The organism is Agromyces italicus DSM 16388 (assembly GCF_000421545.1).
Classification (GTDB): Bacteria; Actinomycetota; Actinomycetes; order Actinomycetales; family Microbacteriaceae; genus Agromyces; species Agromyces italicus.
Genome location: NZ_ATXF01000006.1, coordinates 16,481 through 38,086, shown reverse-complemented (window position 1 = coordinate 38,086; position 21,606 = coordinate 16,481). Strand labels below are relative to the sequence as shown.

Here is a 21,606-nt window from a genome sequence, read left to right as displayed (position 1 = left end):
TCGTTCTTCGCGGAGCGCCTCAGCGCTCGATGAATACCTTGCGGAGCGGTTCGCGGACCGTCCAGATCGTCTTCATGCCCGCTTCGAGCCGCACCACCGAGCCCGGCGCGAGCACGATGGGGTCGCCGGGCCGGCCGGTCGAGGGCATGTGCTCGAACTCGACCGTCGCGGCGCCCGCGAGCACGACGAAGACCTCGTCGACCTCGACGTCGCGCATCGCGCCGACCGTCATCTCCCAGACGCCGATCTCACCCGCGCCCGACTGGTCGAGCGCGAGATAGGCCGTCGTCGGGCTGCCTGCGACGACCTGATCGTCCGGCACGGGCTCGTGTTCGAGGGCCAGCGCCGTGGCATCCGTCGGTGCGCCGGCGATGAGACGCAGCGCGGCCTCGGCGCCGTGGCCCTCTTCGCCGCTCATGAGTCGAACCCGAGGCCGAGCGCGTCGAGCGTCTTCAGCAGCACGTTGCGCTTGCCCCGGTTGTGGTCGGCGCGGTCGAGCGACCAGCGGGTCGCGTTGATGCCGATCGCGGCGGCCGGCTCGGGCGGGAAGGGCAAGGGGCGCTTGCGCACCATCTCGAGGGTGGTGCGTTCGTTCTCGCGGCGTTCGAGCAGGTCGAGCATCGTCTCGGCGGCGAAGCGGGTCGACCCCACACCGAGGCCGGTGAACCCGGCGGCGTACGCGACGCGGTGGTCGCGGGCCGTGCCGAAGAACGCGGTGAACTGGGTGCTCGTGTCGATCGCGCCCGCCCACTGGTGGCTGAACCTCAACCCTTCGAGCTGCGGGAACGTCGTGAAGAAGTGGCTCCCGAGCCGCTGCCAGCTCTCGGGCCGGTTCTCGTACGATTCGCGCACCTTGCGCCCGTAGTTGTAGATGGCGTCGTAGCCGCCGAAGAGGATGCGGTTGTCCTTCGAGAGGCGGTAGTAGTGGAACTGGTTGGCCATGTCGCCGATGCCCTGGCGGTCGTTCCACCCGATCGAGGCGAGCTGCTCGGCCGACAGCGGCTCGGTCATCAGCACGTAGTCGTATACGGGCACGGTCATCAGCCGGTTGCGCTTGAGGAGCGACGGGAACACGTTCGTCGCGAGCACGGCGTGCTTCGCGTCGACGCGGCCTCCGTCGGTGACGACGCTGACGGCACCCGTCGAGCCCGGCGTCTCGAGGCGGCGCACGGGGGAGTGTTCGAAGATCTCGACGCCGCGCTCCTCGACCACGCGGGCGAGCTCGGCGGCGAGGCGAGCCGGGTGCAGCATGCCGTTGGTGCGCTTCTCCCAGACGCCGGCGAGGTAGGTCGGCGAGTTCACGGATGCCTGGACCGCGGCCTCGTCGAGGAACACGATGTCCTCGGCCTCGCCATTCGACGCCGCCTCGTCGGCCCAGTCCCTCAGCCATTCGACCTGGTGCTCCTCGACGGCGGGAGCGAGTTGCCCGGTGCGCTCGAAGTGGAAGTCCATGCCGAACTTCGCCTCGCTCGCCTCGATGGCGTCGAGGTTCTCCATGCCGAGGCGGTGGAGAACGTCCATCTCCTTCGGCCAGCGGGCCTTGCCGTTCTCGTCGCCGTGCGTGAGGCTCGCCTCGCAGAAGCCGCCGTTGCGGCCGGAGGCCGCCCAGCCGACCCGCTTCGCCTCGACCAGCACGATGTGCGCGTCGGGGTTGCGCTCCTTGGCGAGCAGCGCCGTCCAGAGGCCGGTGTAGCCGCCGCCGACGACGACGAGGTCGGCGACCACGGTGCCGCCGAGCTTCGGCCGTGAGGGCTTCAGCGCCTCGGGAAGGTCGTCGATCCAGAAGGTCGAGTGCGAGGTGCCACCGAGCGCGTGCTCGATGACGGAGGGCTGGGGGATGCGTCGTTCGAAGACGGTGGTGCCCACGGGTATCACTCCGATGCGAATTGGATGTCTCCATCCTGACGCTGCCCGGCCGTCGTGCGCCAGTCTCACGCGGCTGCGGGCTCGGCCCGTTTGTCGGACATTCGCCGCTTCGCAGGACAGTTCTGCTTCATCTCGTCCGGCGCAGCGGGGATGTCGCGCGCAACGGCGGTGGGTTGCGAGACGCTCGCGTCGCTCGCTCCTCAACCCGTGGTCGAGCGGGGCGAGTGCGCCTCGAGGAACTGGAAGACCTCGGTCTGGTCGACCCCCGGGAAGGTGCCCGTCGGCAGCGCCGCCAGCAGCGAGGTCGGCGTGCGCGCGGCGGGCCACGAGGCATCCGCCCATTTCTCGGCGAGGCCCGACGGAGCCTGGCAGCACGCCGGGTCGGGGCAGCGCGACACCGCACGGTGGGGTGTCTCGCGGCCGCGGAACCACTTGACGTGCTCGAACGGCACCCCCACCGAGACCGAGTACTCGCCCTCTTTCGCCTTCTCGATGCGCGAGGTGCACCAGAACGTACCCGACGGGGTGTCGGTGTACTGGTACCACGGGCTGTAGCGGTCCTCGACGTCGAACACGGTGCGCGCCGTCCAGTTGCGACACATCGTGGTGCCCTCGATCGCGCCGAGCGCGTCGCTCGGGAACCGCACCCGGTCGTTCTCGTACGCCTTGATGATCGTGCCCGACTCGTGCACCTTCGTGAAGTGCACGGGGATGTCGAGACGGGCGGTCGCGAGGTTCGTGAAGCGGTGGGCGGCGGTCTCGTACGAGACGGCGAAGGCGTCGCGCAGGTCCTCCATGGAGATGCGGCGCAGGTTCTTCGCCTCGGAGAGGAAGCGCACCGCCGCCTGTTCGGGCAGCAGGATGGCGGCGGTGAGGTAGTTGGTCTCGATGCGCTGGCGCAGGAAGTCGCCGTAGTTCGCCGGCTCCTCGTGGCCGAGCAGGTGGCTCGCGAGCGCTTGAAGGATGGGGGAGCGCGAGTCGCGCGAGGGCGACAGCTGCGTCGGCAGGTAGATACGGCCGTGGTGCTTGTCGGTGACCGAGCGGGTCGAGTGCGGCAGGTCGCCGACGTAGTGCAGCGAGTAGCCGAGGTGCGAGGCCATGTCGGCGACGAGCTGGTGCGAGACCGGCCCGCCGGTGTGCCCGACAGCTTCGAGGAGTTCGGCCGCCTTCTGCTCGAGCTCGGGGTAGAAGTTGTCGCGGGCGCGCATCTCGGCGCGCAGCTCGCCGTTCGCGCGGCGCGCCTCCTCGGGCGTGGCCGCGCGCTCGCGGTGGAGGCGGTCGATCTCGTTGTGCAGGGCGAGGATCGTCTGCAGGGTCTGGTCGTTCATCGTCTTCGCGACGCGGAAGGGGTCGAGCCCGAGGGCGGCGAACACGGGGCCGCGCTGTGCGCGCTCGACGGCGATCTCGAGGGCGACGCGCTCGTTCGGGGCGTCGCTGCGCAGCAGCTCGTCGACCGTGGTGCCGAGCGCGAGCGCGATCGTGCGCAGCATCGAGAGGCGCGGCTCGCGCTTGCCGTTCTCGATGGCGCTCACCTGCGAAGGCGCCCGGTCGATCGCGCGGGCGAGCTCGCCGAGGGTCAGTCCTCGGGCGGTGCGCCGGTCGCGGATGCGCCGGCCGAGCGTGAGCGCATCGAGCTGCTCGGCGGGGGAGGCCGCGGCGGTGGCATCGACGGTGATCATGCCATCGATGGTCACACGCGATGGCCATTCACGCAAACGGAAGAATCGCAGAAATTCTGCTGGCGATGCGTTGCGCATGAGGCCTGGTCGGTGAAACGGATGCCTCGCTCGCGAAGAATCGGCGAAGTGCTAGCCCAGCGCGATGATCTCCTCCGTGCTCGCCACCGTGGCGTAGCTGCCGTCGAGCGCCGCCATGAACGCCGCATGCACCTGCGCGCCGGGCACGACGACCCCGCCGAACTCGAGGTCGGGGGCGGCGCACGCATCGTGGGCGACGGTCACCGTGTAGCCGGAGTCGGCCGCCGCGCGCACGGTCGCGTCGACGCACATGCTCGACATCATGCCCGTGACGACGAGTTCGTCGGGGGCGATCGCGCGCAGACGCTCGTCGAGGTCGGTCTCGAGGAACGAGTTCGGGTTCTCCTTCGTGACGAGCGCCTCGTCGGCGAACGGCGCGACCGAGGGGTGGATCTCGACGCCCGGGGTGCCGGGCTGGAAGAAGGCGGCGTCGGGGGCGTCCCAGATGTGCTGCACGTGCACGACCGGATCACCGTGCTCGCGCCAGGCGGCGAGCAGTCGCGAGGCCTGCGCCGCCGCGGCGTCGGTGCCGACGAGCGGGTGCCGGCCGCCGGGGAAGTAGTCCTGCTGGATGTCGATGATGATGAGCGCTCGGGTCACACGCCCAATGTAACGAGCGCCGCGGGGTCGTGGCGCGTCGAATCCGCCTGCGCTCGCCGGAATGGCAGGAGCGACGCGGAGGATGGCGCGGTCTCGCGGTTCAGCCCGTCGGCGGCTCAGCCGGTCGCGCGCTCGCGGGACGCCAGCACCTCGGGCACGTGACGTTCGGCCCACTCGCGCATCGCGGCGATCGGCTCGAGGAGCGATTCGCCGAGCGGCGTGAGCGAGTACTCCACACGCGGCGGGGAGTCGGCGTACGCGCGCCGCTCGACGAGCCCGTCGGCCTCGAGGGCGCGCAGCGTCTCGGTCAGCACCTTCGGGGTGACCTCGCCGACCCGGGAGCGCAGCTCGGTGAAACGCAGCGTTCCCGCGCGCGAGAGGGCGAGGATGACGAACATCGTCCATCGCTCCCCGATGCGGCTGAGGATCACCCGGCTCGGGCAGTTCGGCGAGAGCACGTCGCGCTCCTCGTCGTCGATCGGAGTCGCGGCAGCGGGCGCGGTGGTGACGTGGTGTTGCGACATCCGACCCCCGATGACGGCTCGTGCTTCCCTCGAGGGAAGTTCCGTTGAAGTAACCGGCGTCCGCTCCGTAGCGTCGCAGGCATGAGGATTCTACTGACCGGGGGAACCGGATACATCGGATCGGCCGTGCTCGAGGAGCTCGTCGCGCACGGGCACGAGGTCGTCGCGGTCGTGCGCAGCGAGCGCGCCGCTGAAGCGGTCGAGTCGCGCGGTGCGACCGCAGCGATCGGCGAGGCGACGGATGCCGCGTGGCTCGGCCCGCTGCTCGCCGTCGCCGACGGCGCGGTGCACGCGGCCGCACCCGCGACCGACGCCGCGGCCTTCGACACCGCGATCTCCGACGCCGTCATCGAGGCCTTCGGCGGCACCGGTCGCCGCTACGTGCACACCGGCGGCATCTGGGCGTACGGCGCCGGCGTCGCGCTCGACGACGACGCCCGGCCCGATGCGCCGGCCCTCGTCGCCTGGCGGGTGCCGATCGAGGAGCGGCTGCTCGAGTCATCCGTGTCGGCGACGATCATCGCCCCCGGCGTCGTCTACGGCGACGAGCGCGGGCTCGTGCAGCTCATCACCGAGGCGTCGCGCGACGCCGACGGCCGGATCCTGCTGCTCGGCGACGGCGAGCAGCACTGGACCTGGGTGCACGTCGACGACCTCGCCCGCCTCTACCGGCTCGCACTCGAGCACGACCGCGCCCAGGGCCGCATCATCGGCAGCGACGGCGCGCCCACGACGGTGCGCGCGGTCGCCGGGGCCGTCGTCGCGCAGGGCGGCGCGAACGGTGTCGTCGCCGAGGGGGCGGATGCCTCGCGCTCGCGCCTCGGCGCGGACTTCGCCGATGCGCTGCTCCTCGACCAGCGCGCCGACGGTGCGAAGGCGCGGGCGCTCGGCTGGCTGCCCGTGCACGGGAGCGTCCTCGACGAGGTCGTCGGGCGGGAGGCCTCCGCCGCCTGACCGGCGGGCGGCGGGGCCGCTCGTCACGCCTCCTGCACGAGTTCGTCGCGCGCCGGCCGGGCGAGCATGTCGAGGTAGTGCACGTTCGTCATGACCCCGAGCACGTTGCCGAAGGGGTCGACGACCGACGCGGTCACGAAGCCGGGCCCGTGCTCGGTGATCGGCAGCAGCGGCGTTGCGCCGAGCTCGACGAGTCGCGCGACGGCGGTCTCGAGCGAGTCGAGCGCTGCGGGCGGCGGCGAACACCGCTCGGCATCGAGTCGAGGCGACGGTGCTCGTCGACGCGGCGGTCGTCGAGGAGTTCCGGGGCTGGGCCACCGGCAGCAGCGCCGACGGCGAGGCGGAGGCCGACGGCCGGGTGCGGCTGCGCGTCACCGCGCCGAGCGAGCAGGTGCTCGAACGGCGCCTCGCGGCCTGGGCGCGGGAGGCCGAGGTGATCGAACCCGCGAGCCTGCGCGATCGGCTCGCGGAGCTCGGCGCCGCCCTCGCCGCGCGCTACCGATGAGCGCGACCGCGTCGCCGTTCCGAGGCATCCGCGGCGGCCGCGACTCGAGCCGATGGGCAGCCATGCCCATTTCCGTTCGTCGGTGGCGACTGCTTGGATGTACCGGGGCCCGGGACCGACCCGGGACCGATCTTTAGGGGAATCATCACGATGACTGCTTCACGTCCGCTCGCCGCCGCCTCGTTCGCGCTGCTCGCACTCCTGCTCACCGGCTGCGCTGCGGGCGCTCCGGCGGCCGACGCCGGCTCGAAGGGCGACGCCAAGACCGACGCCGCCGCACCCGCCGCCGACCAGTCGAAAGAGGAGGCCTGCGAGCTCGTGAAGACCACGCTGACCGAGCTCGAGGGCCTCTCGTCGGTCGACACGAGCGACCCGGCCGCCGCGCTCGAGGCGTTCAAGGGCGCCGAGCAGACGGTCAGCGAGACCGCGGCCCAGATCAGCAACACCGAGGTGAAGGCCGCCGCCGGCAGCGCCGCCACCGCGATGACCGAGTACGTCACCTACGTCGACGGCATGCTCGCCGACCCGGCGAACGCCGACGTCTCGGCCATGGGCGACCACCTCACCGCGCTCACCGAGGGCATCACCGAGCTCACCACCGTCTGCGCCTGACGCACGAGGAACGAGAACGGGGGCGCACCGATCGGTGCGCCCCCGTTCCGCGTCCAGGTCGCGTGGTGCTCAGCTGCCCGCCATCGTGCGGGCGATGTCGGCGGCAGAATCGCCCGCGCGCCGCAGCACGAGCGCGACGAGACCGAGCGCGACCAGCGTGAGCACGAGCATCACCGTCGACACGGCGGCGATCTCGGGCCGGAGCCCGCTGCGCAGCGCGCTCAGCACGTACACCGGCCACGGCGTCGACCCCGAGACCGAGACGAACGCCGCGATGACGGTGTTGTCGAGGCTCAGCGTGAACGACAGCAGGAATCCGGCGAGCACCGCGGGCATCGCGAGCGGCAGCGTCACCTTGCGGAACGTGCGGGCGGGTGTGGCGTAGAGGTCGGCCGAGGCCTCCTCGAGCTTCGCCTCCTGGCCGACGAGACGAGCGCGCACGAGGTAGGAGACGACGGCCACGGAGAAGAGCGAGTGGCCGACGACGAGGCGCACGATGCCGTCGTTGAAGATCGACATGCCGAGGTCCTGGCCGAGGAACACCATCCACGGCAGCAGCGCGACCGCATCGACGATCTCGGGCGTCACCGAGACGAGCAGCAGCAGCCCGAGGAACCACCAGACCCACTTGCCCGCGTGCCGCGCCATCGCGATTCCCGCGAGCGTGCCGAGGAGCGTTGCCACGAGGGCGGCGATGAAACCCGTCTGCACCGAGATCCACACCGCGTCGCGGAGCGCGGGCTTCGCGAGCAGCGCGAGGAACGAGTCGAAGCCGAACTGGTCCCACGACACGAGCAGGCGGCCCACGTTGAACGAGGAGGCGATGATCACGAGGATCGGCGCGAACAGGAAGAGGAGCACGAGGATGCCCCAGATGTTGAACGCGACATCCGACCATGCAGGACGGGCCCGCCGGGCCGGTCGCTCCGCCTGTCGAAGACTCATGCCGCGACCTCCTCTCGAACGGGAACGGATGCCGCAGCCGGCGCTGTGCCGATGACGAGCCTGTTGCGCGCGCGGAAGGGCCAGGAGACGAGCCACACGAGGATCGCCCCGGCCGCCGCGGTGAGCAGGATGACGAAGATCAGCACGACCGCCATCGCCGAGCCGAGCGCCCAGTTCTGCGCGGTCTGGAACTGGCTGGCCACGAGCTGGCCGACCATGTTGCCCTTCGCCCCGCCGAGCACGGTCGCCGTGATGTAGTCGCCCATCAAGGGGATGAAGACGAGCAGCACGCCCGCGACGATGCCGGGCTGCGCGAGCGGGAGGGTGATGCGGAAGAACGTGGTCAGCTTGCCCGCGCCGAGGTCCTTCGAGGCTTCGCGGAGCGGCCCGTTGACCCGGTCGAACGCGACGAAGAGCGGCAGGATCATGAGCGGCAGGTAGTTGTAGACCACGCCGATCAGGACCGCGCCGCGGGTGTTCAGGATCGCGAGCGGCTCGAAGCCGACGCCCTGCAGCATCGTCGAGAGCACCCCCTCGGGCGCGAGGATGACCTGCCAGCCGATCGTGCGCACGAGGAAGTTCGTCCAGAACGGCACCATGACGAGCGCGACGAGCAGGCCCCGCTTCGACGGCGGCGCCTTGACCGCCATCCAGTACGCGACCGGCAGGCCGATGAGGAAGCACAGCACGGTGCCGACGACGCCGACCCACAGCGTGTTCTGGAAGGTCGCGAAGAAGGTCGGGGTGAGCACCTCGGCGTAGCGGTCGAACGACAGCTTGTCGGTCGCCTGCGTGGCGAAGATGCTCGGCTTGTAGCCGAAGCTGAACCACACCACCATCGCCACCGGGGCGATGAAGAAGATCGTCAGCCACGCCCACGCGGGCGCGGCGAGGAGGAAACCGGGGAGTCGTCTACGCACCAGCCGCCGCCTTCGTCTTGTTCCAGATCTGCACGATGCGCTCCTGCGCCTCGGTGAGCTCGCCCTCCTGCATGGTCGCGAGCTGCTCGGGGGAGTAGAACACGAGGTCGAGCATCGGCAGTCCGGCGTCGGCCGCGACCTGCTCGATGTCCTTCGCGCCCGTGTGGTACCCGATGTAGTCGAGTTCGGAGATGGCGTTCTCGGGCGCGAGCACGTAGTCGATGAACGCGTGCGCGGCCTCGGGGTGCGGTGCGCCGGCCGGGATCGCCCAGTTGTCCATCCACAGCTCGGTCGAGGGCGAGCCGAGCACGAACTTCCAGCGCTCGGGGTCCGGGCTCTCGAGCATGCCGAGTCGCGCGTCGCCGTTGTACGACTGCATGAGCGCCTGCGTGGCCTGCGGGATGGCGCTGCCGCCCGGGTACGAGTCGAACGCCGAGATGTGCGGGGCGAGCTCCTCGACGAGGAAGGCCTCGGCGGCGGCCAGGTCGGCTTCGTCGGTCGTGTTCCACGGGATGCCGTTCGACCAGAAGTAGAGGCCCGTCAGCTCGGCCGGGTCGTCGAGGAGCGAGGTCTTGCCGCTCGCCTCGTTCTTGGCCGCGTCGATGAAGTCGTTCCAGTCCTTCAGCTCGCGGTCGATCACCGTGGTGTCGTAGACGAAGCCCGTCGTCCCCCACGCCTTGCAGATCGAGTACTCGTTGTCGGGGTCCCACGCGCGGCCGAGGAACTCGGGGTCGACGTGCTGCAGGTTGGGGATGAGGTCGTGGTTGAGCTTGGCCAGCAGCCCGTGCTCGGCCATCTGCGCGACGAAGGTGCCGGTCGGCACGACGATGTCGTAGCCGCTCGTGCCGCGGGCGCCGACGAGCTTCGCCACCATCTCCTCGTTGGAGTTGAAGGCGCTGAGCGAGATCTTCGGCCCGAGCTCGGCGGTGAAGGCGTCGAGCACGTCGGGGGCGTCGTAGTCGCCCCAGGTGTAGATCGAGAGGCGGTCCTCGAGGGCGCCGCCCGAGGCCTGCGCGGCGTTCTGCGTGCCGGACGGCGCGCACGCGGCGAGCAGCCCGGCCGAGCCCGCCGCGGCGGCGAAGCTCAGGAATCGGCGCCGGGAGAGCTCGCGGCGGATGGTCTTGGCGGCGCCGGCGGGCGCGAGGATGCGGATCTCGGGTTCGGGTGACATCGTGGCTCCTCGGCGGATCAGGCGGTGGGCGGGGCGACGAACCCGCCGTCGCTCGCCGCATCGTCGGCCGGGAACAGGAGCACGCTCTCGGGGCGCCACGAGCACACGACCGCGTCGCCGACCGAGACCTGCGGCGCCTCGGGGGTGGGGCGCCGGACGATGAGGCTCTGGTCGTCGCCGAGTCGGACGAGGTACTGCATGGTCTCGCCGAGGTGCGAGACGCCGAGGAGGGTGCCGCGGGCGGTGTTCACGGCGTCGGATGCCGCGTCGCCGGCCGCGGCCTCGATCCGCACGAACTCGGGGCGGACGGCCGCGAGGCCGGCCTCTCCCTCGCGCAGGGCGGGGGAGGCCGGGGTGGCGCCGCGCACGAGCGCGTGCGTCGAGTCGACGGCGCCGCCGCCCTCGGCGGCCCGGCCGCGGAAGAAGTTCTGCTGGCCGACGAACGCGGCGACGTAGGCCGAGGCCGGTCGCGCGTACACGGTGTCGGCGTCGGCGAGCTGCTCGATGCCGCCGTTCCGCATGATCGCGATGCGGTCGCTCATCGACAGGGCCTCGCCCTGGTCGTGCGTGACGAAGACGAAGGTGATGCCGAGCCGCGACTGGAGGAGCTTGAGCTCGAGCTGCATCTCCTCGCGCAGCTGGCGGTCGAGCGCGCCGAGCGGCTCGTCGAGCAGCAGCACGGACGGGCGGTTGACGAGGGCGCGGGCGAGGGCGACGCGCTGCTGCTGGCCGCCGGAGAGCTGGGTGGGCTTGCGATCGGCGAACCCGCGCATCTGGGCGAGGTCGAGCGCGTCGATGACGCGCTCGCGGATCTCCGACTTGGGGGTGCGCTTCTGCTGCAGTCCGTAGGCGACGTTCTCGGCGACCGACATGTGAGGGAAGAGCGCGTAGGCCTGGAACACGGTGTTCACGTCGCGGCGGTAGGGCGGCACACCGAGCAGCGAACGACCGGAGACGCGGATGTCGCCCGCGTCGGGCTGCTCGAAGCCGGCGATCATGCGCAGCGTCGTGGTCTTGCCGCAGCCCGACGGGCCGAGCAGCGAGATGAACTCCCCGGCCTTGATGGTGAGCGAGAGGCCGTCGACGGCGGTCGCGTCGCCGTAGCGCTTCGTGACGGCGTCGATGACGACCGTTCCGGGTGCCTCGCCGCGGGAATTCCCGGGTGCGGGAGTCGTCCCCGACTCCGCCTCGATCGTGGATGCCTGAGTCACCGGCGACGCCTCCTGTTCACTCGCGCGCCATCGCGCAGTGGCCATTCTGCCCTGCGGCACGGCGGGAGCAACGCGGATCCCGGCGAATGAGACGAACCATCGGACGGGGGCGGGGTGACCTGACAGTCCGTCCGGTCGGTCGCGCCCGAGGCGGAGCCGGCGGGCGTGAGCCCGGCCGCGGCGCTCGAGACGACCGCCGTCGAGGGCGACGAGGTGCTGCTGCGCCAGCTCGTCGTCACCCTCGTGCAGAACGCGATCCGGCACAACGCGCGGGGCGGGTTCGTGACAGTGACGACGGATGCCACGGGGCCCGCCCCGCTCCTCCGCGTCGAGAACGGCGGGGCCGAGCTCGACGCGGCGACCGTCGCCACCCTCACCGCGCCGTTCGCCCGGGGCGGCGGGCGCACGCGCGACGCCGCCGACCGGGGTCGCGGATTCGGCCTCTCGATCGTCGCGGCGATCGTCGCCAGGCACGGGGCCGAGCTCGAGCTCTCACCGCGGCCCTGCGGGGGCTCCGCGCCACGGTGCGCTCCAGCCACTGACCCGCTGTCGGACGGGTGGACCGCGGTTCTTCTTCGGAGTAGAAATACCGCAGAAGTTCACCCCCGGACTCGTCGGTCCGGGTGCTCCAGGCGGGCGCAGCATGGGTGCAGGACGAACGGATGACCCGCCACGAGGCATCCGGAGAATGCACCCCGCAGCACCGAAGGAGCACGACGATGAGCACCCCCAACCGCCCCGGCGACCAGACCCAGACCGCGGCCGAGCTGCAGCTCGAGTGGGACGCCGACCCCCGCTGGGAGGGCGTGAAGCGCGACTACACCGCCGAGGACGTCATCGCCCTCCGCGGCCCGGTTCGCGAGGAGCGCACGCTCGCCAAGCGCGGCGCCGAGAAGCTCTGGCAGGACATCCAGAAGAACACGGGCAACGCCTTCGAGCGCATGGAGGACCCGGAGTGGTCGGCCGCGCTCGGCGCCCTCACCGGCAACCAGGCCGTGCAGCAGGTGCGCGCGGGCCTGAAGGCGATCTACCTGTCGGGCTGGCAGGTCGCGGCCGACGCGAACCTCAGCGGCCAGACCTACCCCGACCAGTCGCTCTACCCGGCGAACTCGGTGCCGGCGGTCGTGCGACGCATCAACAACGCGTTGCTGCGAGCCGGCCAGATCGAGCAGGATGCGGTTTCGACCCTTCGACAGGCTCAGGACGGCGCAGGCGCAACCGGCGTGAAGGACTGGATGGCCCCCATCGTCGCCGACGCCGAGGCCGGCTTCGGCGGTCCGCTGAACGCCTACGAGCTCATGCACCAGATGATCGAGGCCGGCGCGGCGGGCGTGCACTGGGAGGACCAGCTCGCGAGCGAGAAGAAGTGCGGCCACATGGGTGGCAAGGTGCTGATCCCGACGTCGCAGCACATCCGCACGATCAACGCGGCGCGATTGGCAGCGGATGTCGCCGGCGTGCCGTCGATCATCATCGCCCGCACCGACGCGCTCGCTGCGACGCTGCTGACGAGCGACCACGACGAGCGCGACAAGCCGTTCGTCACGGGGGAGCGCACCGCCGAGGGCTTCTACGAGGTGGCGAACGGCATCGAGCCGGTGATCGCCCGTGGCCTCGCGTACGCCGAGTACGCCGACCTGCTCTGGGTGGAGTCGGCCGAACCCGACCTCGACCTCGCGCGCCGCTTCGCCGAGGCCGTGCACGCGAAGTTCCCGGGCAAGCGCCTCTCGTACAACTGCTCGCCGAGCTTCAACTGGAAGCGTCACCTCGACGACGAGCAGATCGCGAAGTTCCAGCGCGAGCTCGCCTCGATGGGCTACGCGTTCCAGTTCATCACCCTCGCGGGCTTCCACTCCCTGAACCACGGCATGTTCACGCTCGCGAAGGACTACAGCGAGCGCCACATGTCGGCCTACGTCGAACTCCAGGAGGCCGAATTCGCCTCGGAGGCATCCGGGTACACCGCCACGCGCCACCAGCGCGAGGTCGGCACCGGCTACTTCGATCAGATCGCCACCGCGCTGAACCCCAACAGCGCAACCCTCGCCCTCGTCGGATCGACCGAGGAAGACCAGTTCAACCACTGACCCGTTCGCCCACCCCATGGGGTTTACAGGACATCGCGGGGTTCGCAGGACGAGTTGACGAGCAGTCGTCCTGCAAGTCGGCGGATGTCCTGTGAACCCCGGGGCGGCACGTCCAAGGAGACGAAACCATGAGCACCATCACCCTCGAACGCACAGAGACCACCCCGCGCCCCGCGAGCGGGAGCTTCCAGACCGTCGAACCTCGCATCGAGGTCACCGCGCCGCTCGGCGCGCGCTACGACGAGATCCTCACCCCCGAGGCGCTCGCGTTCCTCGCCGGGCTGCACGACCGCTTCGCCGGCACCCGGCACGAGCTGCTCGCCGAGCGCCTGCAGAGCCGCGTCGACGCCGCGAACGGCCGCGACCCGAAGTTCCTGCCCGAGACGACGTGGATCCGCGAGGACCCGTCATGGCGGGTCGCGGGCGCCGCCCCCGGTCTCGAGGACCGTCGCGTCGAGATCACGGGACCGACCGACCGCAAGATGGCGATCAACGCGCTGAACTCGGGTGCGAAGGTCTGGCTCGCCGACCAAGAGGATGCCACGAGCCCTACCTGGGCGAACGTCATCGAGGGGCAGCTCAGCCTCTTCGACGCAGTGCGCGATCGCCTCGACTACACGAACCCCGAGGGCAAGGAGTATCGGGTCGAACGCCCGTTCGCCGAGACGCCGACGATCGTGATGCGCCCGCGCGGCTGGCACCTCGTCGAGAAGCACCTCAGGTTCCACGACCGTGCGGGGCGCGCGATGCACGCCTCGGGTTCGCTCGTCGACTTCGGCCTGTACTTCTTCCACAACGCGCACGCCCTCATCGCCGCCGGCCGCGGACCGTACTTCTACCTGCCGAAGCTCGAGAGCCACCGCGAGGCGAAGCTCTGGAACGACATCTTCGTCCATGCGCAGGCCGCCCTCGGCATCCCGCAGGGCACGGTGCGCGCCACGGTGCTCATCGAGACGATCCAGGCCGCGTTCCAGATGGACGAGATCCTCTACGAGCTGCGCGAGCACTGTGCGGGCCTCAACGCCGGCCGCTGGGACTACATCTTCTCGATCGTGAAGACCTTCCGCTCGCGGGGTCGTCGCTGGGTGATGCCCGACCGCAGGTCGATCACGATGACGGTGCCGTTCATGCGGGCCTACACCGAGCTGCTGGTGCAGACCTGCCACAAGCGCGGAGCACATGCCATCGGCGGCATGAGCGCGTTCATCCCGAACCGCCGCGACCCCGAGGTGACCGAACGCGCGCTCGCCGCGGTCTCGGCCGACAAGCGCCGCGAGGCGGGCGACGGCTTCGACGGCACCTGGGTCGCCCACCCCGACCTGATCCCCACGGCTCGCGCCGAGTTCGACGCGGTGCTCGGCGAGCGGCCGAACCAGGTCGACCGCCTGCGTGACGACGTCGTGGTGACGGCGGCGCAGCTGCTCGACATCCCCTCGGGCGGCGGCGAGGTCAGCGAGGCCGGCGTGCACGACAACGTGTCGATCGCGATCCGCTACATCGAGTCGTGGCTGCGGGGCACCGGCGCCGCGGCGATCGACAACCTGATGGAGGATGCCGCGACCGCCGAGATCTCGCGTTCGCAGATCTGGCAGTGGCTCAACGAGAACACCGTCACCGCCGAGGGCACGCGCATCGATCAGACCTCGATCGTGCGTATCATGGCGGCGGCCGTCGCCGAGCTGCCCCGCTTCGAGGGCGACCGCTTCGACGACGCGATCTCTGTCTTCCGCACCGTGGCGCTCGAGCCCGAGTTCCCGACGTTCCTCACCGTGGGGGCGTACGCCAGGTACCTCTGAGCCCCGCCCGCAGCGAAGACCAGGGCCTTCCCGACCGCATCCGGCGACCCCGGAGGTGCAGCGGTCGGGGAGGCCCGCTCGGCGCGCGGGCCCGCCCAGGCCCGGGTGAGCACCGTCTCAGGAACAGGGATGCCCGTCAGGACGATACTCGGGAATGCGTCCTGACGGGCTTCCGTCTTCCTGAGACGGTATGTCACACGCCTGGCTCTGGCAGAATCGCGGGGTGACCGAGCCCGTGATCCGACCCGCGACCGCCGGCGACGTCGAGGCGCTCGCGGCCCTCGCCGCCGAGACGTTCCCGCTGGCGTGCCCCCCGCACACCACGCCCGAGGCGATGGCCGATTTCATCGAGCGGCACTTCCGGCCCGAGCACTTCGCCGCGTACCTCGACGACCCCGCGCGACGCGTCGTCGTCGCCGCACGCGGCGGCGGGGCATCCGATGCGCTCGTCGGGTACAGCATGCTCATCGGCGGCGAACCGGGTGATGCGGATGCCGCGGCCGCGGTCACGGCGCGACCGGCGATCGAGCTCAGCAAGTTCTACACGCGTGCGGGCGAGCACGGCGGCGGAATCGCGGCGCCGCTCATGGCGGCGACGCTCGACGCCGCGCGGGTGACGGGCGCCGTCGTGTGCTGGCTCGGCGTCAACGAGGAGAATGCGCGCGCGATCCGCTTCTACGAGAAGCAGGGTTTCGCGAAGGCGGGCCGCAAGCACTTCACGGTCGGCGGCCGCGTCGAGAACGACTGGGTGCTCGCGCAGCCGCTCGGCTGACGCCCTCGCTCGCCGCCGCCCCCCGCGCCCCCGCGCCCCCGCGCCCCCGCGCCCCCTTCGTTTCGGGGGTGCTTTTCCGCAACTTTGCGGCGCGACACGCCACGGGTCTGGCGGAAAAGCACCCCCGAAACGGGCGTGGCGATGCGGGCGTGGCGATACGGGCGCGGCGATGCGGGCGTGGCGATGCGGGCTCAGGCGAGCGCCGAGGATGCGGCGGCGCCCGCTGCGCGCCGGGCGATCCACCAGGTGCCGAGCCCCGAGGCGAGGAAGATCGCGGCGAGGATCGCCCAGCCGGAGAACCCGTGCGAGATCGCCGTCGCGTTGACGACGAGCGGCGCGGCGAGGGCGCCGACCGAGTACCCCATGCCGAAGACGCCCTGGTAGGTGCCGGCCCGCACCGGGTCGGCCAGCTCGAAGCTGAGGCCCCAGCCGCCGGCCTGCGAGAGCACCTCGGCGAAGGCGTGGGCGGTCGCCGCGATGACGAGCACCGCGACCGCGAATCCGGTCGGCAGGCCCGCCGCGGCAGCGTAGACGAGGCACGCACCGGCCATCAGCCAGGCGGCGATCGCCGAGACGCGCCCGGCGACGCGGAGATCGTGGGTGCCCCTCGACATCGGCACCTGGAAGATGACGACGATGGTCGTGTTGAGGATGAGCAGCGCGGCGATGAGCACCTCGGGGGCGGAGGTCTCGCGCGTGATCCAGAGCGGCACGCCGAGCTCGCCGACGCCGAACTGCATGCCGAAGATCCCGCTGAGCGCGGTGAGCCAGAGGTAGCGCGGGTCGCGCCAGGGGGAGTGCGAGCGCCAGCTGCGTCGCTCGGCGGCGATCGCCTCCGCGGTGGCCGTGGCATCCACCGAACCGGTCGCGGTGACGACCTCGGCGACCGCGGCACGCGCCGGGGCGTCGACGTACGCCGGGAGGCGGACGAGCTGGAACAGGCCGAGCAGGAAGAGCACGCCGGCGCCGATGATGAGTCCGCGATACGCCTCGGCGGTGCCGAGCGCGAGGGCGATGGCGCCGAGCCCTGAGCCGACTGCGATCGACACGTTCGTCACGGTACGGAGGACGGCCCGGGCGTGCACCCGCGACTCGCCGGTGAAGGCTCGCGCGATGATCGCCGAGCGGGTGGAGTTCGCGCCCTGCTCGAAGAGTCCGCAGATCACCGCGATCACGAGCGCCGTCACGAAGTCTGCGGCGAAGACGTACGCGATGAGTGCGACGCCCTCGATCGCGGTGAACACGATGATGAGTCGCTTCGCACTGAACCGGTCGGCGAGCCAGCCGCCGGCGAAGGAGGCGACGACCCCGGCTCCGCTCGCCGCGGCGAGCACGATCGCGACCTCGCCGGGGGTGAGCCCCACGATGAGGGTGAAGTAGAGCACCGTGACGGTGAGGAAGATGCCGCGGCCGAGGCGTGAGATGAGGGTCGCGCCCACGAGGATGCGCAGCACCGGGTCGGCGACCGAGGCGGCGAGGCGGGCGCGCAAGGTCGGGCGCGGGGGGCCGGCCTTCGTCGGCGGGGCGGATGCCTCGGGGCCGACGGCCGGCGCCGAGCCGGTGCCCGGAGCGGGGTCGGTGTCGGTGGGGGTGGTGGGGCTCACGGTTCAGTTCTGGCAGAACGCCGGAGGGCGCGAAATTGATGTAGCGTTCTGCTTCATGTTGAGGTACGTGCTGAACGAGGACGACGTCGGCGCGGTGCGCTTCGGGATCTCGCCGCTCTGCGAGCTCAGCCTGTCGCTGCGGGCGGTCCGCGAACCGTCGCGGTTCCCGTTGCAGCTGCCGTGGTTGAAGCGCACCGCCGAGGCGCGCGCCGCGCTCGACCTCGACGCGCTCACCGCGCTCATCGACGATCGCCTCTGGACCCCCGACTTCCTGAACCCGCGCCCCGAGTCGCCGCTCACCCGCCTCGAAGACGAGTTCGCGGCGCTCCTCGACACCCCCGGCGACGTGATCGAGCGCGACCTCGTCGCCGTCCACGGCGACGTCCCCGAGGTGTTCGCCGGGTCGCGACGCGCAGCGATGCGGCGCATCGTGCGGGCGCTCCGCGAGCTGTGGGACGCCTCGTTCGCCGAGTACTGGCCGCGCATGCGCGCCGTGCTCGAGGCCGACGTGGTCTACCGAGGCCGGCAGATCGCGCAGGGCGGGGTGGCATCGATGCTCAACGGGCTCTCCGCGACCGTCGACTACGAGGGCGGCGTGGTCTCGGTCCGGCTGAAGGACCCGAACGACCGGGTGCAGCCGATCGACGGACTCGGCCTCACGCTCGTGCCGACGATGTTCACCCGCCGCGGATCGGCGCCCGTCGGCGACGGCCCGCCGATGATCATGTACCCGGCCCGCGGGCAGGGCGCCCTCTGGGAGGCCGAGCACGTCGCGAACCCGGCCGCCGTGGCCGCGGTGCTCGGCGAGACCCGCGCCCGCCTGCTCTCGGCGCTCGGCGACCCGGCGTCGTCGACCGAGCTCGGTGTGCGCTTCGGCGTGACGGCCTCGGCGGTCAACCAGCACCTGCGGGTGCTGCGGGACGCGGGCCTCGTCGTCTCGACCCGATACGGGCACAGCGTGCTCTACCTGCGCAGCGAACTCGGCGCGTCATTGCTCGCGGCGGGGCGGTAGGCGCTCAGGCCGGGTCGGGCGCGACGCGCAGCACGAGCTTGCCGCGCACGTGCCCGGCCTCGATCAGCCGGTGCGCTTCGGCGCCCTCGGCGAGCGGCAGCTCGCGGTCGAGGTGCACGCGCACCGCGCCGTCATCGATGAGGCGGGTGATCACCGCGAGGGTGCGCGCATCGGGTGAGACGACGTACCCGGTCGAGCGGATGCCTCGGGCTTCGGCCTCGTCGCGCATGGTGGGCCATGAACCCGTGGGCACCGTGACGACGAGCCCGCCGGGGCGAAGCACCTCGAGCGAGCGCGTGCCCGTGGCATCCGTCACGTTGCCGATCAGATCGATGACCACGTCTTGCTCGCGTACCTCGTCTTCGAAGCGTTCGCTCGTGTAGTCGACGACCCGGTGCACGCCGAGCCCCCGCAGGAACTCGGCGTTGCGCGCCGACGCGGTCGTCGTGACGGTCGCGCCGAAATACGCCGCGAACTGTACGGCGAAATGCCCGACGCCGCCCGCACCGGCGTGGATCAGCACCCGCTGGCCGTCGTGCACCCGTGCGGTGTCGACCACGGCGCCCCACGCCGTGAGCGCCGCGAGCGGCACGGCCGCGGCGTGCGCGAAGTCGAGCGAAGCCGGCATCGGGGCGAGGCTCATCGAGCTCACCGTCGTGTACTCGGCGTGGGCGCCCGGCATGCGCGGAACCCGCACCATGCCGTACACCCGGTCGCCGGGTTGCAGGGGGTGCGCGGCGTACGGCACCTGTTCGACGACGCCGGCGAAGTCGTGCCCGAGCACCGCGGGGTAGTGGCCGATCGCCGCAGACGTGCCGCGGCCCGCCCGGGTCTTCACATCGATCGGGTTCACGCTCGCGGCGATCACGCGCACGAGCACCTCGTCGCTGATGCGCAGCGGGCGGGGCACTTCGGCGACCCGCAGTTCGTCGGCATCGCCGCTGCGGTCGATCACCAATGCCTGCATCGTCTCCCGCGCCGTCTCCGCCTGCATGCCCGTGCCTTCCGTCGTAGGTCTGGCTCCATTCTGCCCGCCGTGGCTATGCTGCGAGGAGTGTCGTCGCGGGGGCGGCCTGGAAGGGTGGATCGTGCGTCGAACCTTCGGAGTCCTACGAGTCGCGGCGGCCGCGGCGATCATCGTCGCCATCGTGGGGCAGTTCGCAAAGAGTCTGTCGATGGTTCCCGACCCCACCGTCTTCGTCGTGAACTTCTTCAGTTTCTTCACGATCCTCTCGAACGGGGTGTCCGCGGTCGTGTTGCTCGTCGGCGCCGTGTACGCCTTCCGCCGGGCGAGCGACCCGCCCCTCTTCGATCTCGTGCGGGCTTGCGTGACGACCTACATGGCGACGACGCTCGTCGTGTACAACCTGCTGCTGCGCGACATCTCGCTCGATCAGGCCACCACCCTGCCGTGGTCGAACGAGATCCTGCACGTGTGGGCGCCCCTCTACCTCGTGCTCGACTGGGTGCTGGCGCCCGGCCGAGGCCGCGTCGCGTGGAGCCGACTCTGGTGGATCGCGGCGTTCCCGATCGTCTGGGCGGTCTACACGATGATCCGCGGGGCGATCGTCGGCTGGTACCCCTACCCGTTCCTCGACCCCGCGGTGAGCCCCGGCGTCGGGTACGAGGGCGTCACCGTGTACGTCATCGCCATCGCGGCGTTCATCCTGCTGGTCGGTTCAGGGGTGGTCGGCCTCAGCCGGCTCGGCCGGGCGGATCGTGCGGGAGCGCCGGAGGTGCCCGCGGGCGGCGACCACGAGCTGACCCCGACCGTGGTCTGAGCAGGTCGGTCGCGGCCCCGGAGGCTTCAGTCCCGCTTCGCCCGTCGGGCGTCGCTCGCCTCGAGCCAGCGCGCGAGCTGCCGCCCGAGCACCTCGTTCTGCTGCGCCTGCCCGTCGTCGCGCGCGGTGAGCATGACGAGCGGCGCCTCGAGACCGATGGCCCAGCGCTCGGCGATGGGTACCGGGTGCACGGGGTCGCGGGGGGCGGCGACGACGAGCGATCGGATGCCTCGGGGTGCGAGCCGGGCGAGCTCGTCGTCGCTCGTGAAGGCCCGGTTGCGCGGGATCTCGATCAGCCGCATCGCGCGGCGCGCGGCGTCGGGCGAGGTGAACTGCGTGAGCAGCCCCTTCGCCCCCGCGGGTGACTCGGCCTCGATGCGGTGGAAGATCTCGCGCTCGCGGAACTCGGCCGCACCCGCGGCGCCGGCGTCGACGAGCAACTGCCCGATGACGGGGAAGACCCGCAGGTTGTCGGGCAGCGACCGGTCGTCGAAGGCCGGCCGGACGAACACCGCGCGGTCGATCGGCAGCAGCTCGTCGAGCGCCAGTCGCAGGGTGATCGCCGCACCCATCGAGATGCCGAGCACGGTGAGCGGTCCGCTGTCGTCGAGCGGTCGCCCCGTGGCATCCTCGACCTGTTCGCGAACCGTCGCCGCGATCTCGGCCGCGAGGCGGTCGAGCGCGAAGTCGGCGGGTTCGCCGACCGTGAGGTAGCCGCCGTGGGCCCGCACGTCGGGGGCGATGACGAGTTCGTCGTCGCCCGCGACCGACCGGACGACGGGCGCGAGGAGTTCGAGCGGCTGTCTGCGGTCGGCGCCGAGGCCGTGCAGCAGGAGCGTCGTCACGCGAGCGCCCCCGGGCGGTAGACCGCTCGCGGGTCGACGGCACCGGGGTCGGAGCGGATCGCTCGCAGCAACTCGTTCGCGAGGCCGACGAGGATCTCGATCTGGTCGTCGTCGCGGTCGACCCAGCGGGACTTCGGCTCGTCGTCGACGGGCACGAAGTCGGCGTGCTCCTCCCAGACGACGAGGGTGCGCTCGGCGCCGAGCACGTACTGCTGCCACCACACCTGCCGCAGGTAGCCGCGGGGGATGCCGCGCCAGGGCTTCGAGGTCGTCTTGATCTCGCACAGCTCGAGCGTGCCGTTCGCGGCGACGCCCAGCCCGTCGGGCGTCGCGAGGTGGCGGCGTTCGAACTCGGAGTGGAACAGCAGGGTCGACGGCGCGAGCCCGTGGGTCTGACGGACCCACTCGGCGATCACGGGTTCGCGGGCGCGACCGTGGTCGGTGTACCGGCTGCCCCCGAAGCTGCGGCGGCCGCCGTGCAGCTTCTCGTGCGCGGCGGTGCGCACCGACTCGCGGGTGGCGAGCTTGGCCGCGTCGGTCGCGGTGATGCCCTGCGCCCGCGCGCGCAGCCACGCCACGCGGTCGCCCGAGTCGGCGACGATGCGGGTCTCATGCGGATGCCTCGGACGGGGTTCGGCCGGCGG

The 21,606-nt window shown here is 71.4% G+C and carries 22 protein-coding genes; 9 read left to right on the top strand and 13 right to left on the bottom strand.

The features are described from left to right. Positions 1-19: 19 nt before the first annotated feature. From H516_RS0108165 to H516_RS0108145, 5 genes are all read right to left on the bottom strand, one after another. A complete protein-coding gene (locus H516_RS0108165; RefSeq protein ID WP_022889234.1) occupies positions 20-418 on the bottom strand; it encodes a cupin domain-containing protein in 399 nt (132 codons plus the stop codon). After that, entirely contained in the window at positions 415-1,866 is a 1,452-nt protein-coding gene (locus H516_RS0108160; RefSeq protein ID WP_022889233.1) for an NAD(P)/FAD-dependent oxidoreductase, read from the bottom strand. The genes H516_RS0108165 and H516_RS0108160 overlap by 4 nt, the downstream gene beginning before the upstream one ends. A 200-nt stretch (positions 1,867-2,066) precedes the next feature. Then, positions 2,067-3,545, bottom strand: a complete 1,479-nt coding sequence (locus tag H516_RS0108155) for an XRE family transcriptional regulator (protein ID WP_022889232.1) — start codon at positions 3,543-3,545, stop codon at positions 2,067-2,069. A gap of 129 nt (positions 3,546-3,674) precedes the next feature. Beyond that, positions 3,675-4,223, bottom strand: coding sequence for a cysteine hydrolase family protein (locus H516_RS0108150; RefSeq protein WP_022889231.1), 549 nt, complete (start codon positions 4,221-4,223; stop codon positions 3,675-3,677). A 116-nt stretch (positions 4,224-4,339) separates the two neighbouring features. Further along, complete coding sequence (locus H516_RS0108145) at positions 4,340-4,747, bottom strand: winged helix-turn-helix transcriptional regulator (RefSeq protein WP_022889230.1); 408 nt, start codon at positions 4,745-4,747, stop codon at positions 4,340-4,342. A gap of 81 nt (positions 4,748-4,828) precedes the next feature. Between H516_RS0108145 and H516_RS0108140 the strand changes: the two genes are divergently transcribed. From H516_RS0108140 to H516_RS0108125, 3 genes are all read left to right on the top strand, one after another. Next, on the top strand, positions 4,829-5,701 hold the full coding sequence (locus H516_RS0108140) for an NAD-dependent epimerase/dehydratase family protein (protein ID WP_022889229.1): 873 nt from the start codon (positions 4,829-4,831) through the stop codon (positions 5,699-5,701). A 175-nt stretch (positions 5,702-5,876) separates the two neighbouring features. Then, positions 5,877-6,206 carry a WCX domain-containing protein gene (locus H516_RS0108130; protein ID WP_084620541.1) on the top strand — a complete coding sequence of 110 codons (330 nt, stop codon included), beginning with the start codon at positions 5,877-5,879 and terminating at the stop codon, positions 6,204-6,206. A 150-nt stretch (positions 6,207-6,356) separates the two neighbouring features. Next, positions 6,357-6,818: a hypothetical protein gene (locus H516_RS0108125; protein ID WP_022889226.1), complete on the top strand. Its 462-nt coding sequence runs from the start codon at positions 6,357-6,359 to the stop codon at positions 6,816-6,818. 69 nt (positions 6,819-6,887) lie between these two features. Here the strand turns inward: H516_RS0108125 and H516_RS19130 are convergent, their stop codons facing one another. Genes H516_RS19130 through H516_RS0108105 form a run of 4 tightly spaced genes read right to left on the bottom strand, consistent with a single transcriptional unit; the run spans position 6,888 to position 11,065 of the window. After that, on the bottom strand, positions 6,888-7,763 hold the full coding sequence (locus H516_RS19130; protein ID WP_033196992.1) for an ABC transporter permease: 876 nt from the start codon (positions 7,761-7,763) through the stop codon (positions 6,888-6,890). Then, positions 7,760-8,683, bottom strand: a complete 924-nt coding sequence (locus H516_RS0108115) for an ABC transporter permease (RefSeq protein WP_033196991.1) — start codon at positions 8,681-8,683, stop codon at positions 7,760-7,762. Before H516_RS0108115 ends, H516_RS19130 begins: the two co-directional genes overlap by 4 nt. Continuing rightward, complete coding sequence (locus H516_RS0108110; protein WP_022889225.1) at positions 8,676-9,854, bottom strand: polyamine ABC transporter substrate-binding protein; 1,179 nt, start codon at positions 9,852-9,854, stop codon at positions 8,676-8,678. The genes H516_RS0108115 and H516_RS0108110 overlap by 8 nt, the downstream gene beginning before the upstream one ends. A gap of 17 nt (positions 9,855-9,871) precedes the next feature. Continuing rightward, the gene (locus H516_RS0108105) at positions 9,872-11,065 is read right to left on the bottom strand and encodes a polyamine ABC transporter ATP-binding protein (protein ID WP_026378570.1); all 1,194 of its coding nucleotides are present in this window, start codon (positions 11,063-11,065) and stop codon (positions 9,872-9,874) included. Positions 11,066-11,230: 165 nt separating this feature from the next. Between H516_RS0108105 and H516_RS19125 the strand changes: the two genes are divergently transcribed. The 4 genes from H516_RS19125 (at position 11,231) to H516_RS0108090 (ending at position 15,720) form a co-directional block, all read left to right on the top strand. Continuing rightward, positions 11,231-11,731, top strand: coding sequence for a sensor histidine kinase (locus tag H516_RS19125; RefSeq protein WP_051138749.1), 501 nt, complete (start codon positions 11,231-11,233; stop codon positions 11,729-11,731). 53 nt (positions 11,732-11,784) lie between these two features. Then, a complete protein-coding gene (gene aceA / locus H516_RS0108100) occupies positions 11,785-13,152 on the top strand; it encodes an isocitrate lyase (protein WP_022889223.1) in 1,368 nt (455 codons plus the stop codon). A 128-nt stretch (positions 13,153-13,280) separates the two neighbouring features. Beyond that, the gene (aceB, locus tag H516_RS0108095; protein ID WP_022889222.1) at positions 13,281-14,948 is read left to right on the top strand and encodes a malate synthase A; all 1,668 of its coding nucleotides are present in this window, start codon (positions 13,281-13,283) and stop codon (positions 14,946-14,948) included. A 223-nt stretch (positions 14,949-15,171) separates the two neighbouring features. After that, positions 15,172-15,720 (top strand): GNAT family N-acetyltransferase, encoded by a 549-nt coding sequence (locus H516_RS0108090; protein ID WP_033197007.1) that lies wholly within the window; start codon positions 15,172-15,174, stop codon positions 15,718-15,720. 191 nt (positions 15,721-15,911) lie between these two features. Here H516_RS0108090 and H516_RS19120 read toward each other — a convergent pair whose 3' ends face one another. Then, positions 15,912-17,324 carry an MFS transporter gene (locus tag H516_RS19120; RefSeq protein WP_022889220.1) on the bottom strand — a complete coding sequence of 471 codons (1,413 nt, stop codon included), beginning with the start codon at positions 17,322-17,324 and terminating at the stop codon, positions 15,912-15,914. Between the two features lie 55 nt (positions 17,325-17,379). On the opposite strand from H516_RS19120, the gene H516_RS0108075 reads away from it, so the two are divergent. Next, entirely contained in the window at positions 17,380-18,336 is a 957-nt protein-coding gene (locus H516_RS0108075) for an ArsR/SmtB family transcription factor (protein ID WP_022889219.1), read from the top strand. Between the two features lie 4 nt (positions 18,337-18,340). Here H516_RS0108075 and H516_RS0108070 read toward each other — a convergent pair whose 3' ends face one another. Continuing rightward, positions 18,341-19,330 (bottom strand): NADP-dependent oxidoreductase, encoded by a 990-nt coding sequence (locus H516_RS0108070; RefSeq protein ID WP_022889218.1) that lies wholly within the window; start codon positions 19,328-19,330, stop codon positions 18,341-18,343. A gap of 94 nt (positions 19,331-19,424) precedes the next feature. Between H516_RS0108070 and H516_RS19115 the strand changes: the two genes are divergently transcribed. Next, the gene (locus tag H516_RS19115; RefSeq protein WP_022889217.1) at positions 19,425-20,117 is read left to right on the top strand and encodes a Pr6Pr family membrane protein; all 693 of its coding nucleotides are present in this window, start codon (positions 19,425-19,427) and stop codon (positions 20,115-20,117) included. A 26-nt stretch (positions 20,118-20,143) separates the two neighbouring features. Here H516_RS19115 and H516_RS19110 read toward each other — a convergent pair whose 3' ends face one another. Together H516_RS19110 and H516_RS19105 are read right to left on the bottom strand one after the other, a co-directional pair. Beyond that, positions 20,144-20,962: an alpha/beta fold hydrolase gene (locus tag H516_RS19110; RefSeq protein WP_022889216.1), complete on the bottom strand. Its 819-nt coding sequence runs from the start codon at positions 20,960-20,962 to the stop codon at positions 20,144-20,146. Further along, the gene (locus H516_RS19105; RefSeq protein ID WP_051138766.1) at positions 20,959-21,564 is read right to left on the bottom strand and encodes a YqaJ viral recombinase family protein; all 606 of its coding nucleotides are present in this window, start codon (positions 21,562-21,564) and stop codon (positions 20,959-20,961) included. The genes H516_RS19110 and H516_RS19105 overlap by 4 nt, the downstream gene beginning before the upstream one ends. Positions 21,565-21,606 lie beyond the last annotated feature (42 nt).

Coding starts and splice junctions, on each gene's coding strand:
- H516_RS0108145 (WP_022889230.1), bottom strand. CDS start 4,747: ATGTCGCAACACCACGTCACCACCGCGCCCGCTGCCGCGACTCCGATC.
- aceB (WP_022889222.1), top strand. CDS start 13,281: ATGAGCACCATCACCCTCGAACGCACAGAGACCACCCCGCGCCCCGCG.
- H516_RS0108075 (WP_022889219.1), top strand. CDS start 17,380: ATGTTGAGGTACGTGCTGAACGAGGACGACGTCGGCGCGGTGCGCTTC.
- H516_RS0108125 (WP_022889226.1), top strand. CDS start 6,357: ATGACTGCTTCACGTCCGCTCGCCGCCGCCTCGTTCGCGCTGCTCGCA.
- H516_RS19130 (WP_033196992.1), bottom strand. CDS start 7,763: ATGAGTCTTCGACAGGCGGAGCGACCGGCCCGGCGGGCCCGTCCTGCA.
- H516_RS0108140 (WP_022889229.1), top strand. CDS start 4,829: ATGAGGATTCTACTGACCGGGGGAACCGGATACATCGGATCGGCCGTG.
- H516_RS0108110 (WP_022889225.1), bottom strand. CDS start 9,854: ATGTCACCCGAACCCGAGATCCGCATCCTCGCGCCCGCCGGCGCCGCC.
- aceA (WP_022889223.1), top strand. CDS start 11,785: ATGAGCACCCCCAACCGCCCCGGCGACCAGACCCAGACCGCGGCCGAG.
- H516_RS0108165 (WP_022889234.1), bottom strand. CDS start 418: ATGAGCGGCGAAGAGGGCCACGGCGCCGAGGCCGCGCTGCGTCTCATC.
- H516_RS0108070 (WP_022889218.1), bottom strand. CDS start 19,330: ATGCAGGCGGAGACGGCGCGGGAGACGATGCAGGCATTGGTGATCGAC.
- H516_RS0108155 (WP_022889232.1), bottom strand. CDS start 3,545: ATGATCACCGTCGATGCCACCGCCGCGGCCTCCCCCGCCGAGCAGCTC.